This window comes from Edaphobacillus lindanitolerans, from assembly GCF_900156305.1.
GTDB classification, from domain to species: domain Bacteria; phylum Bacillota; class Bacilli; order Bacillales_A; family Planococcaceae; genus Bhargavaea; species Bhargavaea lindanitolerans.
The window spans coordinates 111,902-127,311 of sequence record NZ_FTPL01000001.1; the positions used below are offsets into that span (position 1 = coordinate 111,902).

Here is a 15,410-nt window from a genome sequence, read left to right on the forward strand (position 1 = left end):
CCGAATGATGTCGGAAAAGTAAACGCCATTAAAGGGGCGGAACGTTGAACAGGAGGTTGATCCGTTCTTTCCACCCGTTCAGAACCGGGGCACGCTGCGCTTGACGACCGGCGGCCGGCATCTCGTCAAGCCGGAGGCCGCAAGATGAGCAGCATTGGGCCGTTTTACCCGCGGGCCGTGCTCCGAACAGGGCCAGGAGCCGTTCGCGGATGCATCCTTCCCCTTCGGCAAAACGGACCATGGCCGAAATTTCCCCTCTCTTTTCTGCGGCCAGCGCCTCCATTCTCAGTGCGGCCCCTTCCGCTCCATCCGTGCCGATCCAGTAATCGGCCACACGCAGTGCCGTCTCTGACAGGCCGGCCTCTTCGCCCGCGTGTGCGGGTGTCCCGCCTTCACGCATCCGTTCGGCGAGGAACCGGATGGACACAGGATCCGGAAGGCTGTCCAGCGCAATGAACATCGCCGTTTCCCCATCCTGTTCGCCATACAGGAGCGTTGCAAGGGATTGGTTGCCGTCCCGACCCGCCCTTCCGATTTCCTGAATGTACTGTGCGGCGGATGACGGCAGCTGGTCATGGATGACGTGGCGGACGTCAGGCTTGTCGATGCCCATCCCGAATGCGTTAGTCGCGCAGATCCAGTCCAGTTCCCCGTTCAGGTATTGCTGCTGGACGAGCATCCGGTCTTCTTTCTCCATCCCTGCATGGAACGCGGCAGCCGACGTGCCGCGTGCGCGCAGCATCTCCGAGAGTTCTTCGGCCCGCTTCCTCGACTGGACATAGAGGATGCCCGGCGCAGGAGATGCCGGTACTTCCCGGAGGATCCATTCCGTTTTTTCCTGACGCCCTCCGGGCCGGATGATCCTCAGGGCGATATTGGGCCTGTCCGGCGGGTAGATGAGCTTTGCCGGATGATCCATCATGAGATAGTCCTCGATGTCTTCGATCGTCCGGGCCGATGCAGTCGCCGTCAGCGCCATCACCGGCGGACGGGTCTCCAGTCCTTCCAGCCACTCCCGCAGCCGGAGGTAATCCGGACGGAAGTCAAACCCCCACTGCGAGATGCAGTGCGCTTCATCCGCGACGATATAGGCGATCCTGAGCTCTTTGAGCCGCGCGGATACGTGGCGCTGCAGCAGCATCTCCGGGGACGTGAAGATGTAACGGTAACTGCCCAGGTTTTGCAGGATGAAAGACCTCTCCGCCGGAGTCAGGAAGGAATTGAGTGCCGCCACGCTCTTTTCTCCCTCGCTCTTCATGCGCGCAGCCTGATCTTCCATGAGTGACAGGAGCGGGGAGACGATGAGCACCGTTCCGCCGGTCAGATGGACGGGCAGCCGGTAGCACAGCGTCTTGCCCGCTCCTGTCGGAAGCACGGCAATCGTATCCCGGCCGGCGAGAACCGAGCGGATGACCTCTTCCTGTCCCGGCCGGAAGGCTTCATGCCCGGTGATCCGCTTCAGCAGCCCGGTCAGATTCCCCTGTACGTTCGTTTCCATCGGATTCCTCCTTTCCAGCGCGTGCCATGATGAGCCTCAGCTGAAAATATGACAGTTCCGGGAATTTTTTTTTCAAAAGGCTCAACTTTCTCGTCGCGAGCCTGTTCATCTCGGCCATCACCGTTTCCGCACAATCATCGGAGACGAATCTGCCGAGCGGGAACACCGGATCATTGATTGCGATTTCAATAAAATGGTCTTCAATCGTACTGATTTTGAGCCCTCTGCGTGCCGCGATTTCCTCCAGGGTGACCCCTTTCCTGTAGAGCTCTTCCGTCTTCCGTGCAGATCCGGTGAGCGGGCTGGAAGGCCGTAAACCTTCGGCAAAACCGGACAGCAGCGGATACCGCCCGTTTTCAATGACCTGAAGCCAGATGTGCAGGGACTCCACAAACTCTGCCTTCAGATCGATCACCTCCAGGCCGGAAAGCTCCGACAGCTGTGTCCAGGTCAGGCCCGTCAGCCCGTTGCCGCTCAGCCTTGCAACGAGACGGGACAGCCGCTCCCCGTCCATGCCGCTCTGCTCCAGGCTATGGGTCATCTCCATCCTGAAATCATCCGGTGACCGGGTCTTCAACGCGGCCAGGAGATGCCGGCGGACGTCCTGCTGGATTGCGGGATCATTCGTAACGGGCAGGAACCCCCGGATGCCCGACATGAGATGGGACAACGACTGGACGGCCAGAGAGAGACGGGAAAAGAAGACTTGCTCCTTCCCCCGGTAGACCCAGCCGTTGAGACGGCTGTCCGGGAGGGCGCGTGCACGCTCATTGCCAGCCATGGTGAGACGGACGATGCCTTCCGGGGATTCCGAGATCCGTCCTTTTTCAAGGAGGCCGTTGTACGCCCGGTCAAAGTCCGTGCCGGACAAAGAGGGCAGCATCCCGAAAAACGGATGCAGCCCGTAATATTCCGTATCCTGCAGCGTCTGGCCGGACCGTTTTCCCTTCATGAGATGGAAGGCGGCGTGCTTATACCTTTCCCCGTCCATGCGGCTGATAATGGTCAGTAAAATGTCCTCGAAGCTCATCCTGCGCCTCCCGTTTCACAGTCAACTAGTTGATTCATACAAAAAACAGCATTAGAATGAGGAAGGAATGTTCGGATTGAAAAGAAAGAAGGAGAATACCATGCCGAAATTCACGATCGTCGACCAGGACACTTGCATCGCCTGCGGAGCGTGCGGAGCCGCCGCCCCTGACATATATGATTACGATGACGAGGGCCTGTCCTTTGTTATCCTTGATGATAACATGGGGACTGCCGAAGTTCCAGACGTGCTGCTGGAAGACATGGAGGATGCTTCGGACGGCTGCCCGACCGATTCGATCAAGATTGCGGACAGCCCGTTTGACGGGGATCCGCTTAAATACGAATGATGCATTCAAGCGACGGAAAAGCCGTCCGCTGCTCCCTGTCGGGTGCGGCGGACGGCTTTTTTCGGAATCATGAATGATGGATGCTGCGCTGCTTGGTAATCCAGGTTTGCATGCTGCGGAACAGCAACAGCACAATTGCAGCCAAAATGATCCCTTTTAGAATATTGAACGGCAGGATGCCGAGGACAATCATGGAGTACAGCTCCTCGCCGGACATCACCGGGAAGTTCATGAACTTCGTATAGAGCGGCAGGAACAGAACATAGTTGAGCAGGCTCATACCGACGGCCATTGACAATGTCCCGATAATCAGGCCGGTTGTCATTCCTTTTGTATTAGACAGCCGGTGGTACACCCACCAGACCGGCATGACGAACAGGACACCGGTCGCAAAGTTGGCCATATGGCCGACAGGGACGCCCGTCGGGCTGCCCGCGAACAGCCAGTCAAGGATGTTCTTGAACAGTTCCACGAGAATGCCGGCTACCGGTCCCATCGTGACGGCGGCAATGATGGCCGGAACCTCGCTGAAATCGACTTTCAAAAATGCAGGGAACGGCGGCAGCGGGAAATTGAACAGCATGAGGACAAACGAGATGCTGCTCAGCATAGCAATCGCGATCATGGATCGCAGGCGGTTCTTTTTCATCGGTTTTCTCTCCTTCAGTCGATTCACTCCAACGAAGGAAGGACGGCTGCCGGACGCCAATATAAAACCCCCGAGCAAAAATGCTCAGGGGAGAAAGGCAAGCCCAAACAGGCGTCGCCGCAATCTGCGGAAACTGCCGTGCCTTCACCTTCTCCCATCCAGACTGTACTGTCGGCTTTGGAATCTCACCAAATCCTGCCTTGCGGCTCGCGGGCTTAGGGGCTGCGCCCCATCACCGCCGGTCGGGAATTGCACCCGGCCCCGAAGATGAATCAATCATTTAATTGTGTTCTCCATTATCATACGAGAAATTCACCGGATTGTAAACACTCCTGCCCGGGAGTGTGGTCCTGTTTGGATAACGCCTAAGGTACGGGGCCGGCCGGGGATGCGTCAACGAAGCGCCCGGACATCCGGGTGCTCATCAGAATTCGTTCCGCAACTTGGATCCGGGCACAAAAAAACCGGCCGCATGGCGGCCGGACAATCCCCGTTCGTTAATCTCCCATGTTCATTACAATCGCGTTGGGACCTGACGGGATGGGGATCGGTGCGGACAGATCATACCCGTCCGGCCCGTTTTCGGCGTTGGCAAACAAGATGCGCAGCCCGGCACCTGCCGCCGACAGTGCCATTCCGTCGATCATCCGGACAGCCTGCTCCGGATTCATCTGTGCAAAATCATACTGGTGCTCAAATCTGACCGTCAGGACATCTCCGCCGTTTTCGGGCAGCTCGGCGGTGAAATTTGCGTCTTCCGGGATGACTGGTTCAAACAGGTCGTTCGGCGGGTTTTGCATGAGGCGGAGCGCCTCCGCGGGATCTGCAGGCGCTTCCCCGTAGTCAGGGGCCATGACGACCGTCCCGTCAGCCTTCTCGAATGCAAAGTAAGGTATCCCATTGTTCCCGCCGGACTTGACGGGTTCCATCTCACCGATCTGGCCGAACTGTGCGGGGGTTCCTGCGTCATTTTCAAAAATAATTCTGCTGCTGTCCGGGAACGTCTCTTTCAAGACATCCGTGAACACGGTGACGGCGGCGCCGGACAGATCATAAGGATGCTTTTCGGGCAGTGTGACGACGATGTCCCCGCCCTGTTTGACGACCGTCCCTTCAATCGGATGATATTCGTCAAAACCAAGTGCCGCCTCGTCGATCTCTGCGGCATAGCGGTTGTACAGATCGACCTGATCCGGAATTCCATCGAAGTCTTCCTTCAGCTTCTCCTCCGGAATGAGAAAAGTCACCGGGATGGCGACGGCCTGGTCGGTGAGCCCGACTGTAAACACCTTAAATCCATAGGACTGGTCCGGGTAGACGGCATCGGCAAAGGAGCCGGACGGTCCGGATTCCATGGATGAATACAGATCCGACCGGTCGGATTCCTGCGAAGAATCGCCGGATCGGTCAGCCTGTTCCGAGCTTTCCCGCGTCATGACGGCTGCGTCCTGCCCCGATGAGTTTTTATCGGCCGATTCGTTGAAGCCGCCGGACAGCGAGGCGATCAGCGCACCGAATGTCAGAATCGCGGCGGCCGCGACTGCGGCTGGGATCCATCTGCGCGGAGCCCGCTTTCGCCGGGACAGCCTCGGGTCTTTGTTCAGGCGTGCCAGGACGTCTTCCCGGCTCCTTGGATCCTGGGGCTTCGGAATGGACTTGAGCCATTCTTCCAGCTCCCGGTCTTCAAACTTTTCATTGTCCATTCTCCGCCGCCTCCTTCCCTTCCGGGGCATCCATCAATTTACGGAGCGCCTTCATCGCCCGGTGCTGGGTCGTCTTCACCTTGGATTCGGTCCATCCGAGGATTTCGGCCGTTTCCGCAATCGAGAGCTCCTGCAGGAACCGGGTGATGATCACAAGCCGCTGATCTTCCGTGCACAGGTCCAGCATCGTGAACAACCTTCCGAGTTCGTCTCCGCGGACTGCCGCCTCCTCGGGCGTCGGACCCGGTGCCTCCGGCTGCCGTGCCTCCCAGTCGAAAGTTTCGTCGATCCGGCTGCGCCGGACCGAACTTTTGCGGAAGTGGTCGATGGCGACATTCCGTGCGATGGAAAACAGCCATGTCTTTTCGCTGCTCTTTCCTTCGAAACGGCCGTATGACCTCAAGACCCTCACATACACTTCATGCGCAAGGTCTTCCGACAGCGCACGGTCCTTCGTCATATAAATCAGGAAGCGGAAGACATCCTGATGGTACTCGTCATAGATCCGGTGAAATACGGAGTCCTCCAACGTTCTCTCCCCCGTTCATGGGATTGGTCGTCTCGAAGCGGGAAACGTTTCACTCTTCTCCGAGCGGGAGCCGGAAAGACATTCTCGTGCCTTCGCCGACCTTGCTGGCGGCGGAGATCATGCCTCCATGGGATTCCACGATGTTCTTGGCGATGGCGAGTCCGAGGCCGGTTCCGCCTTTTCCTCTCGTCCGCGCTTTGTCCGCCTTGTAAAACCGTTCGAACACATACTGGAGATCTTCCTCCGGGATGCCTGAGCCGGTATCGGCCACTGCGAACTCAACCCAGTCGCCCGTGCGGCCCACGCTGATCGTCACGCCGCCGCCCGATGGGGTGTGCCGGAGCGCGTTGTCGATCAGGTTGGTCAGCACCTGCTCGATCCGGTCTTCGTCCAGGAATATCTGAAGGTCCGGCTCGATCCCGGTGTTCAGGAAAAGTTCCACCTCGGCATCTTTTGCCTTCTGCTGGAACTTGGAGGCGATCCGGCCCGCCATCGGCAGCAGGTCGACCCATTCTTTATAAAGCCTCATATGGCCCGATTCCAGACGGGTGAGGTCGAGCGTGTCATTGACGAGGCGGCCCATCCGCATCGCTTCGTCCCGGATGATCTTCATCATCTCCTCCCGTTCCTCTTCGGAATCGACAATCCCGTCGCTGAGCGCTTCGGAATAGCCGACGAGCATCGAGATCGGGGTCCGGAGCTCATGGGAAATATTGGCCAGGAAGTCGGTTCTCAGCTTCTCGAGCCGGTGCTGTTCGGTCATATCCCGGAACACGGCAATCGCCCCGCGGATTTTGCTGCCGCTGTAGAGCGGACTGATTGTGATATCAAAAAACTGCCCGTCGAGCGAAAACTCCTCTTCGACTTCCTGGGAAAACGTGATGGCATGGTTGAGCATCAGATTCACTTCTGCCGGAACCGGGGTGTCGCCCCCGTGGATATAACTCCATTTCTGAAGCAGCCGCTCCGCCGGCGGGTTCGTCAGGAGAATCGATTTGTCCTGGTTGAACGTGATCACCGCATCCGTCATCGAGGTGAGAATGTTCTGCAGCTGCTCCTTCTCCTGGCTGATGACTTCGAGATTGTGCTTCACCTGCCGGCCCATCTTGTTGAAGGCGAGGGCGAGCTCCCCGATTTCATCATGCTGCATCGAAGGCACCTGCTTTTCGTACCGTCCTTCCGCGAGGCTCAGCGCCGCCTCCTTCAGTTTCCGCAGCGGTGAGGTGATCCGCGATGACAGGAAGAATGCGAACACGGTCGTCAGCACAAACGCGATGAACGCGGACAGCAGGACGATGTAGGTGGTCTGCTTGATCGTATTGTGGACCGCTTCCATGCTCTGATAGACAAACACCGCTCCGTTCAGCTGATCATGCGAGTGGAGCGGGGCCGCCAGAATCGAGTACGGCTCAAGTTTATCATCCTCCGTCTTGGACGGGAGATTCAACTCTTTCATGACCGGCTCATCCACCTTGAACACTTCTCCGAGGTCTTTGTCGGCCATGAGGAGGTCCCGGATTTCTTTCCGGCTCTTCCCTTCATGGAACGTTTCGAGGACATTCCCGTCCGGATCGACGATCAGCGCATTCGTATCCTCGTCCAGAAGGTCGTCGATGACGAGCCGTGACATGGCGGGCGTATCATGCTGATCGATGATTTTTGAAATTGTGACCGCCTGCTGCCGGAGTGCATTCTCCGCCTGGGTACCCTGGAAATTGCCGAGGAACTCCAGGAGCAGGACCGTGACGATGAACAGCACAAATGAAACGAGAAGCAATATGGTTGCCCATAGCTTCCCGACGACACTGTGCCATATTCTATTCATTGCCCGCCTCGAACTTGTAGCCGACGCCCCATACGGTGACGATCATCTTCGCCGCCTTGGGGGACACCCGCGTCAGCTTCTCGCGCAGCCGCTTCACATGGGTATCGACCGTGCGCAGATCTCCGAAGAACTCGTAATGCCAGACTTCCTTCAGCAGCTGCTCGCGGTCGAACACCTTGTCCGGCGTCTTGGCGAGGAAGTAGAGCAATTCGTATTCCTTCGGGGTCAGGTTCACTTCTTTCCCTTCGGCGGTCACTCGGTGCGCGTCGTGATCGATCATGAGATGCGGGAACACGACGAGGTCTTTCGGAGCACCCGGCTCGACCGATGCGTAGGCTACGGACCGCCGGAGGATCGCCTTCACCCGGAGGACGACCTCACGCGGGCTGAAAGGCTTGACGATATAGTCATCCGCGCCGGCTTCAAACCCCTGGACACGGTTCGCTTCTTCTCCCTTCGCAGTGAGCATGATGACCGGCGTCATCTTCTCTTCGCGAAGCTTCGTGCAGACTTCCACACCATCCATGCCCGGCATCATGATGTCGAGCAGGAGGCAGTCGAAATCGCTGGCAAGGGCCTTTTCAAGCGCCTCGTCTCCGTCGACCGCCTCTTCAACTTCATAGCCCTCCCGCTCAAGGTACATTTTCAACAGGCGGCGGATGCGTTCTTCGTCGTCGACGACGAGGATGGATACTTGTTCACTCACAGACCATTTCCCCTTTCACGTCCTGCACTTCTTTGACTTTATTGTACCGTCAAGACCGATAAAATGAAAGAAAAGGGACGGCCGGAGGGCTTTGAAAGCCCCTCGGATATCCCCTTTCGTGAAACCGTCCATCATCGGCATCCTGTCCGATCATGCGTAAGAATGGAGGCCGGCAATGACGAGGTTGACGGCGACAAGGTTGAACATGATGATCGCGAAGCCGATGACGGCCAGCCACGCCGACTTGCGCCCTTCCCATCCCCGGGAAAGCCGGAGGTGAAGGTAGGCCGCATAGAACAGCCACGTGATGAGCGCCCATACTTCCTTGGGATCCCAGCCCCAGAAGCGGGACCAGGCTTCGTGCGCCCAGATCATCGCAAAGACGAGGGCTCCGAGCGAGAAGACCGGGAAGCCGATCAGGACCGACCGGTAGCCGATCTCGTCCATCAGCTGGGAGTTCGCCTTCTTGGCAAGCGGCTGGAGCAGCTCGGCGACGCGGCGCCGGGTGATGAGCCGGATGAGCAGATAGATGACCGAGCCGGCGAGGATCGACCATACGAATGTCGTAAGCGTTTTGGCATTGATGATCGGAGGCATTTCGGCAATCGGCTCCATGACGCCTTCCGTCTTTGCCTCGTACTCATTCATGCCGAACAGCGGCGGATTGTGATAGACCATCTCTGCCGGCTTGTCATTCTTGTCCACATAAGTGAACTTCGCTTCATAGCCGGAAGCTCCGAACCCTGCCGATACGACGATGAAGCCGACGACGAGGACGAGCGTGTACATGATGAATTCAAGCCAGCCGCGGCCCTTCGACCGTTTTGTGAGATCCACGTTTTTCAGCAGGTAGATCAGGCCGGCAACCGCACTGATTGCGAGGATGGACTCCCCGATCGCGGCCGTGATGACATGGACCGTCAGCCAGTAACTCTGCAGTGCCGGGATGAGCGGCTGGATGTCTTTAGGGAACATGGCGGCATAGCCGAGAATGATGACGGCAATCGGAAGTGCAAAGAGCCCGATTGCGGCCGATCTGTAAAGAAAGTAAAACAGGATCGATGCGCCGACAAGCATCATGCCGAACGCGGTCGTGAACTCGAACATATTGCTGACCGGGGCATGGCCTGAAGCCATCCACCGGGTGATGAAATAGCCGACGTGCGTGGCAAATCCGATGATGGTCACCGTGATGGCGGCTTTCCCCCAACGCTTGTTGGAAGCGGACGCCTCATCCTTCTTTGATCCCTTCACCGCTCCGCCGAACAGAAACGTGCCGACGAGATAGGCGACGAAGGAGATGAACAGGAGGTAGCCGCTGAGTGATACGAGTGTCATGCCTTGGACTCTCCTTCCGTGTGATCCTCGATTTCTTCTTCAGGGTCCCGCTGATCGTGATAAGCCGGAAGACCCGCGAATTCGGTCGCCTTATCCAGTTCCCGCTTCAAGGCAACCCAGTTTTTGTTCGTATGTCCGGCGACCAGAAGCCGACCGTCGTCTGCTTTCCTGATCCAGAAGCGGCGGTGGTTAAAGTAAGAACCTTGTGCCACACCGATCAGGAAGATCAGTCCGCCGAGCGCGATGATCGGGAGCGTCTTGTCCTTGCGGATCGTCAGACCGGATACATTGCGGGTTTCGGCGCTCTGGAAAGCCATCCGGTATTGGTTTTCGCCGAGCGGCTCGAGGGTCTGCCGGATGGCGACGAAGCTTGTTTCGCCTTCGGGCTTCTCCGGTGTAAACATTTTAAACAGGAACGCCGGATTGTTCGGGACAGGAGTGGCCGACTGGGGTTCGCCATCTTCAAACCCGTTGAAGTCCGGATAATAATCGAGGACCTGGACTTTCGAGCCGTTCCCGAGGTCATACTCTTTTTCCGGATTGGCGAGGTTGATCGTCAGTTCGCCCTTCGACTTCTCGTCCTTTTTGTTTTGCAGCGCGAACGTCATCGACTTCAGCTCGTCCAGCTTAAAGTCCATCTGGAAGATGCTGTAGCCCTCATACTTGAGCGGCTTGTTGACGACAATCGAATAGTCTTTCACAAATTCCTTTTCGGTGGAACCGGGCAGCGCATCTTCCGGCTGTTCGTAGAGCGCAACATCCGTCTGATATTTGGAGGCGACGGTGCCGACCCGGTCGATCGCTTCGCCGAACACTTCATCTGTATTTTCTTTGTTGTACACTTCGTAGGAGAAGCCTTTGTTTTCGACGAAAAGCCCCGGTGCCCCTTTGACGGCCAGCGTCTCGCCTTCGCGGATCCACATCGATTCATCGACGTAGAAACCCGGCAGCGCACGGAGCATGACTCCGAGCAGGAAGATGATGAGGCCGACATGGTTCACATACGGGCCCCATCGGGACCAGCGGCCCTTCTCGGCCAGGATGGCCCCGTCCTCTTCCCTGATCCGGTAACGGGATTCCATGAGCTTTTGCTTCGCTTTCGCCATGGCGGCATCCGGGTCGGACACTTCGCCCTCCCCGAACAGCCGCTGGCGCTTCATGAAGCTCGGGTGCCGGGCAACCCGCTGGTTTTTCAATGATTTGTAAAGCGGGATCCCCCGGTCCAGGCTCACGACGACAAGGGAGATGCCGAGCAGCCCGATGAGCGCCATGAACCACCACGACCCGTACAGGTCGCTCAGCCCGAGCGCATTGTAGATTTTTCCGAACGTGCCGTAATGTTCTTCGTAATACTGGGCTGCCTGGGCCTCGTTCGCCGCAGGGACGTAGAATACCTGCGGCAGGAACGTACCGATCGCTGCAGCGACCAGGATTGCGATGATGATGCTGACCCCGATCTTGACGCTGGAGAAGAAGTTCCAGACCTTGTCCACGATCGATCGCTTGTGGGTCATGGAACGGATCGCGGCTCCGTCGTACCGCATGTCCGCAAGCCGTTTTTCTTTTTCTTCTTTGGACAGCGGCCGCCCGCAGTTCTGGCAGATATCCGTCCCTTCGGGATTCACATGGCCGCATTCACATTTGATAGAACTCATAAATACCAGGACTCCTTAGCTGGGCATGATGCTTTCCATGTACTCTCTGATCTGGTCCCCGGTCATTTCCTGCTTGATGATCTTTTTCACCTTGCCGTCGGGACCGACGAGGAATGTCGTCGGAAGCGGACGAATATTGTACGCATCCCGGACACTGTTCGTCTTGTCGATGACGATCGGGAATGTCAGCCCGTATGTGTTGGCGAATGACTTGACTTTCAGATCGGACTCGGCAATGTTCACTGCCAGCACATGGACGCCCTTCTCCTCGAATTCCTTGTACATGTCCTCCATATGCGGCATCTCACGCTTGCACGGACCGCACCAGGTTCCCCAGAAATTCAGGAACACCCCTTCTCCCCGGTAATCGGAAAGCTTATGGACATTCCCGTCCATATCGGTGAGCATAAAATCAGGGGCCATATCCCCTTCTTCCACAATCTCACCGGTCGCGGTCACGTTCACAACGATTGTATAAATAATTGCGGCTGCGAGCACCACCAGAATGGCTGTCCGGACGAACATCCGCTTTTTACGTTTTTTCTCTCGGTCCTGGGACATCCGCAGGTCACCTACCTTCCAGTTGTCTTTCACACGACCATCCAACAATCATTATAACAAAGCACCGGAAGGCCAAATCCGTTACATATGAAGAGTTTATGAACGTTCGGGCGCCGGATCAGCCGATCTTTCCGGTCTCTGCAAGCACGCGGAGCTGCTTGACTTCGTGGGCCGTCAGCTCCCGGCGGTCTCCCGCGTTCATCCCGTGAAGGTCAAGAAATCCGAACGATTCCCTTTTCAGCTTCTGCACCGGGCACCCGATCGCCTCGAACATCCGCTTCACCTGGCGGTTCTTCCCCTCATGGATTGTCAGGGAAACGATTGCCCTGCCGGTTTTTTTGTCCATGCTCAGAAGCTTCGCACGGGCCGGCGCCGTCTTCCCATCCTCGAGGAGGATGCCGCGTTCCAGCTGCTTCAGCTGCTCTTTCGTCGGGATTCCCTTCGTCCGGGCGACATAGGTCTTGTCGATATTGAATTTTGGATGGGTCATCAAATAAGCGAAGTCCCCGTCATTCGTCAGGAGCAGGACCCCTGTCGTGTCATAGTCCAGCCGGCCGACCGGATACAGCCGCTCTTCCACTTCGGGGAACAGGTCCGTGACCGTCTTCCGCCCTTTGTCATCAGATGCAGCCGACAGCACGCCCCGCGGCTTGTAGAGAAGGTAATACACTTTTTCCTCGCGCTCGATCCGGATGCCTTCCACTTCAACCGCATCCGACGGGCCGACCTTCGTTCCGAGTTCGGTTACGGTTTCTCCGTTGACGGTCACTTTTCCGTCCTTGATCAGCTCTTCGGCTTTCCGACGCGATGCCACTCCCGCCGCCGCGATTACTTTTTGTAGTCTTTCCAAATTCTCACCCCATCAAGTCGCTGTTTACTGCACAAAATTATTACACAGTTGATGGGAAATGAAAAGAAGACCGCATTCCCATGCGGTTTCCGGCTCCTGACAGGCCCCCCCTCCTTCCCCTGCAAAACTTCCCGTGTGCAGTCCATTCGGATTTCGCCGCACCCAAACGCACGGCGCCGGGCTTTCCCGGCTCAGGTCCGCCCTTCCGGATGTGTCCCGCGTATCCTTCTTAAAAAAGCAAAAATGACAAACCAGTTCCGGACGGATAATCTCCGGGACTGGTTTGCCCACTGTCTGACCGCAAATCAGGCGGTCATTTTCTTTTGATCGTCATTGTTTCAGAAGCAATGATTGTCCGGTCCAGCCGGACTTGCCAGATCCCTTCGTTGCCGTTTCTCGGAATCACCGCCGCGTGGCTCAGCCGCTTCCGCTCCTCATCGTCCACAAGAACGGTGATCGGGGCATCCAGCTCCCCCCGGAGGCCCGGCAGCAAAGCGTAAGTCCCAGGCTGTGCAGCGGTGACCAGCTTGTATTTGTCAAAAGCCCGTTCCGACAGGTTCCGGTGAGTGTTCCAGTCATCGCCGTCGTCCAGTGTCACGACGATGACCGCCTTTCCCTCTTTTTCAAACTGGGTCGCCAACGTCCTGCCTGCCCGTTTCGTGAAACCGGTTTTGCCGGCCACCGCCGTTCCTTCACCCCGGACAAGACGATGCTTGTTTTGCCAGGCGAGCCCTTCCCCGTACCGGTAATATGGAGTGGATGCAATTTTCCGGAATGTCGGATTGTCCATTGCAAACTTGAGCATGAGCGCAGTTTCATAGGCAGTGGACAGATGCCGGTCGTCGTGCAGCCCCGAAGGATTTGTAAAGACGGTCTTCCCCAGCCCCGCGAGCTCCGCTTTCTCATTCATCATGCCGACGAACCCTTCCACCGAGCCGCCCGCCTGTTCCGCCAGGGCGACCGCGGCGTCGTTGCCCGATCGGAGCATCAGCCCGTACAGCAAGTTTTCCGCAGGCACCTCTTCGCCCGCTTCCACATAGATGGCCGAACCTTCCTGCTCTGCCGCGTTCCTGGACACCTTCACGATTCCTTCGCTGCCTTCGGCGTCAAGGAACGTGAGGGCGGTCCAGATTTTCGTCAGGCTCGCAATCGGCAGTTCTTCCATTTCGTTGCGCCCTTCAAGCAACCGCCCGCTTTTGGCGTCGATGACCGCATAAGCCCTTGCTGCGGCAGCGGAAGACGCAGTTCCGGCCGACAAGGCAAAAAAGAATAATAGAGAGAACAAAAACAAGAAGCCCAATAAATAAACGAGCCGCTTTTTCCTCACGGTCCACCGCCTCTGGTATGGTAGTCCTTCTGCCGGTTCCGTTCTGTCAGTCTGCCTGCACGTCTCCGAAGGTCTCCGTGAACGAGGACATGAACAGGTCCAGCTCCTCTTCGCCTTCCTCTCCATCACCGTCTGCCAGTTTCGGCAGCTCATCGAGGGCCGCCAGGCCGAAATGGTCGAGGAACGCATCGGTCGTTCCGTAGAGGATCGCACGGCCCGTCCCTTCCGCACGGCCCGTTTCCCGGATCAGCCCCCTCGTGATGAGTGTCTGGACGGGACGCTCGGATTTCACTCCGCGTATCTCTTCGATCTCCACACGCGTGATCGGCTGCCTGTAGGCAATGATCGCCAGCACCTCAAGGGATGCCTGGGTAAGCGACTGGGAGGTCGGATTTTCAAGCAGCCGCCTCACCGCATCCGAATGTTCCGGCTTTGTCACAAGGCGGAATGTACCGGCGAGTTCCGCCAGCATGATGCCCCGTCCATCTGATTCATATAGCTGCCGCAAGAGAGCGAGCGCCCGGCCGACGGCCTCCCCGTCGGTTTCTGCAGCCTGCGCCAGCTGTGCGGCAGTCAGGCCGTCCTCCCCCGCCACGAACAGCAGGCTCTCGACCATTCCGGTTATCCGGATTTCTCTTTCCATTCAGTCCACTTCTTTCTTCAGGATGACCGTCAATTCTTCGAAGTTCGCTTCCTGTTCGACGGCCACTTCGTTTCGTTTCATCAGTTCGAGTATCGACAGGAATGTGACGACCAGCTCAGATTTCTCACCGGACGGAAACAATGAGCTGAACGGCGCCCGGCCGCCCGAGCGGCCCAGTGCCCCGATCACTTTCTCCATCGTGTCGGAAATCGAGATGTCCTGCCTGGCCACCCTTGTGCGCAAAGGTGCGCGGAGCTTCTTCCTCTCCATCATTTTGCGGAAGGCGGCGATCATATCATGGATGTTGAGGCCTTCCTCCGGAAGGGGTGCCGGCACATCCCCGTACGCTTCCATCGGCGGGCGGGAATAGGAACGTCCCCGCTCTTCCTCGAATTCTTTCAGGACACTTGCCGCTTCTTTGTATTTCCGGTATTCGATCAGCCGCTCGACAAGTTCATCCCGCGGGTCCGGGCCGTCCTCAAGGAAATCTTCCGGCTCCGGTGCTTCCTCGTCATGGACCGGCAGAAGCATTTTGCTCTTAATGGCGAGCAGGGTGGCTGCCATCACCAAGTATTCGCTCATTTCATTCAGTTCGAGGACTTTCATCGTATGGACATGGTCCATGTACTGTTTGGTCAGCTCGGCCATCGGGATATCATAGATATCGATTTCAAGCCGATTGATTAAATGCAATAATAGATCGAGAGGACCCTCGAACGCTTCGAGTTTCACTAAATAAGACAAATC

General features: G+C 57.3%; 15 protein-coding genes and 1 riboswitch. Of the genes, 1 reads left to right on the forward strand and 14 read right to left on the reverse strand.

Annotated features, from left to right (window positions below):
• Nucleotides 1-28 precede the first annotated feature (28 nt).
• Both B0B07_RS00525 and B0B07_RS00530 read right to left on the reverse strand, forming a co-directional pair.
• Nucleotides 29-1,498 (reverse strand): RecQ family ATP-dependent DNA helicase, encoded by a 1,470-nt coding sequence (locus B0B07_RS00525; protein ID WP_076756426.1) that lies wholly within the window; start codon nucleotides 1,496-1,498, stop codon nucleotides 29-31.
• Nucleotides 1,440-2,528, reverse strand: coding sequence for a YpbB family protein (locus B0B07_RS00530; RefSeq protein WP_076756427.1), 1,089 nt, complete (start codon nucleotides 2,526-2,528; stop codon nucleotides 1,440-1,442). Before B0B07_RS00530 ends, B0B07_RS00525 begins: the two co-directional genes overlap by 59 nt.
• Nucleotides 2,529-2,628: 100 nt before the next feature.
• On the opposite strand from B0B07_RS00530, the gene B0B07_RS00535 reads away from it, so the two are divergent.
• Complete coding sequence (locus B0B07_RS00535) at nucleotides 2,629-2,877, forward strand: ferredoxin (protein WP_076757442.1); 249 nt, start codon at nucleotides 2,629-2,631, stop codon at nucleotides 2,875-2,877.
• A gap of 67 nt (nucleotides 2,878-2,944) precedes the next feature.
• Here B0B07_RS00535 and B0B07_RS00540 read toward each other — a convergent pair whose 3' ends face one another.
• From B0B07_RS00540 to B0B07_RS00595, 12 genes are all read right to left on the reverse strand, one after another.
• The gene (locus tag B0B07_RS00540) at nucleotides 2,945-3,526 is read right to left on the reverse strand and encodes an ECF transporter S component (protein WP_076756428.1); all 582 of its coding nucleotides are present in this window, start codon (nucleotides 3,524-3,526) and stop codon (nucleotides 2,945-2,947) included.
• A gap of 142 nt (nucleotides 3,527-3,668) precedes the next feature.
• Nucleotides 3,669-3,799, reverse strand: a riboswitch (FMN riboswitch).
• 224 nt (nucleotides 3,800-4,023) lie between these two features.
• Nucleotides 4,024-5,229, reverse strand: a complete 1,206-nt coding sequence (locus tag B0B07_RS00545) for a hypothetical protein (RefSeq protein WP_076756429.1) — start codon at nucleotides 5,227-5,229, stop codon at nucleotides 4,024-4,026.
• Nucleotides 5,219-5,758 (reverse strand): RNA polymerase sigma factor SigX, encoded by a 540-nt coding sequence (gene sigX / locus B0B07_RS00550; protein ID WP_076756430.1) that lies wholly within the window; start codon nucleotides 5,756-5,758, stop codon nucleotides 5,219-5,221. Before sigX ends, B0B07_RS00545 begins: the two co-directional genes overlap by 11 nt.
• A gap of 49 nt (nucleotides 5,759-5,807) precedes the next feature.
• A complete protein-coding gene (locus tag B0B07_RS00555) occupies nucleotides 5,808-7,583 on the reverse strand; it encodes an ATP-binding protein (RefSeq protein WP_076756431.1) in 1,776 nt (591 codons plus the stop codon).
• A complete protein-coding gene (locus B0B07_RS00560; protein ID WP_076756432.1) occupies nucleotides 7,576-8,289 on the reverse strand; it encodes a response regulator transcription factor in 714 nt (237 codons plus the stop codon). The genes B0B07_RS00555 and B0B07_RS00560 overlap by 8 nt, the downstream gene beginning before the upstream one ends.
• Before the next feature lie 150 nt (nucleotides 8,290-8,439).
• The gene (gene ccsB, locus B0B07_RS00565) at nucleotides 8,440-9,627 is read right to left on the reverse strand and encodes a c-type cytochrome biogenesis protein CcsB (RefSeq protein ID WP_076756433.1); all 1,188 of its coding nucleotides are present in this window, start codon (nucleotides 9,625-9,627) and stop codon (nucleotides 8,440-8,442) included.
• The gene (resB, locus tag B0B07_RS00570) at nucleotides 9,624-11,282 is read right to left on the reverse strand and encodes a cytochrome c biogenesis protein ResB (RefSeq protein ID WP_076756434.1); all 1,659 of its coding nucleotides are present in this window, start codon (nucleotides 11,280-11,282) and stop codon (nucleotides 9,624-9,626) included. Before resB ends, ccsB begins: the two co-directional genes overlap by 4 nt.
• A gap of 15 nt (nucleotides 11,283-11,297) precedes the next feature.
• Nucleotides 11,298-11,843 (reverse strand): thiol-disulfide oxidoreductase ResA, encoded by a 546-nt coding sequence (gene resA / locus B0B07_RS00575; RefSeq protein ID WP_076756435.1) that lies wholly within the window; start codon nucleotides 11,841-11,843, stop codon nucleotides 11,298-11,300.
• A gap of 118 nt (nucleotides 11,844-11,961) precedes the next feature.
• A complete protein-coding gene (locus B0B07_RS00580; protein WP_076756436.1) occupies nucleotides 11,962-12,693 on the reverse strand; it encodes a pseudouridine synthase in 732 nt (243 codons plus the stop codon).
• A 313-nt stretch (nucleotides 12,694-13,006) separates the two neighbouring features.
• Nucleotides 13,007-14,020 carry a D-alanyl-D-alanine carboxypeptidase family protein gene (locus B0B07_RS00585; protein WP_234982223.1) on the reverse strand — a complete coding sequence of 338 codons (1,014 nt, stop codon included), beginning with the start codon at nucleotides 14,018-14,020 and terminating at the stop codon, nucleotides 13,007-13,009.
• Nucleotides 14,021-14,066: 46 nt separating this feature from the next.
• A complete protein-coding gene (gene scpB, locus B0B07_RS00590) occupies nucleotides 14,067-14,663 on the reverse strand; it encodes an SMC-Scp complex subunit ScpB (RefSeq protein ID WP_076756437.1) in 597 nt (198 codons plus the stop codon).
• Nucleotides 14,664-15,407: a segregation/condensation protein A gene (locus B0B07_RS00595; protein ID WP_076756438.1), complete on the reverse strand. Its 744-nt coding sequence runs from the start codon at nucleotides 15,405-15,407 to the stop codon at nucleotides 14,664-14,666.
• Between the last annotated feature and the right edge of the window lie 3 nt (nucleotides 15,408-15,410).

What these genes read in the sequence shown, in the direction of transcription:
- B0B07_RS00540 (WP_076756428.1), bottom strand. Translation starts at nt 3,526, where the DNA reads ATGAAAAAGAACCGCCTGCGATCCATGATCGCGATTGCTATGCTGAGC.
- B0B07_RS00525 (WP_076756426.1), bottom strand. Translation starts at nt 1,498, where the DNA reads ATGGAAACGAACGTACAGGGGAATCTGACCGGGCTGCTGAAGCGGATC.
- B0B07_RS00535 (WP_076757442.1), top strand. Translation starts at nt 2,629, where the DNA reads ATGCCGAAATTCACGATCGTCGACCAGGACACTTGCATCGCCTGCGGA.
- scpB (WP_076756437.1), bottom strand. Translation starts at nt 14,663, where the DNA reads ATGGAAAGAGAAATCCGGATAACCGGAATGGTCGAGAGCCTGCTGTTC.
- B0B07_RS00530 (WP_076756427.1), bottom strand. Translation starts at nt 2,528, where the DNA reads ATGAGCTTCGAGGACATTTTACTGACCATTATCAGCCGCATGGACGGG.
- resB (WP_076756434.1), bottom strand. Translation starts at nt 11,282, where the DNA reads ATGAGTTCTATCAAATGTGAATGCGGCCATGTGAATCCCGAAGGGACG.
- ccsB (WP_076756433.1), bottom strand. Translation starts at nt 9,627, where the DNA reads ATGACACTCGTATCACTCAGCGGCTACCTCCTGTTCATCTCCTTCGTC.
- resA (WP_076756435.1), bottom strand. Translation starts at nt 11,843, where the DNA reads ATGTCCCAGGACCGAGAGAAAAAACGTAAAAAGCGGATGTTCGTCCGG.
- B0B07_RS00545 (WP_076756429.1), bottom strand. Translation starts at nt 5,229, where the DNA reads ATGGACAATGAAAAGTTTGAAGACCGGGAGCTGGAAGAATGGCTCAAG.
- B0B07_RS00555 (WP_076756431.1), bottom strand. Translation starts at nt 7,583, where the DNA reads ATGAATAGAATATGGCACAGTGTCGTCGGGAAGCTATGGGCAACCATA.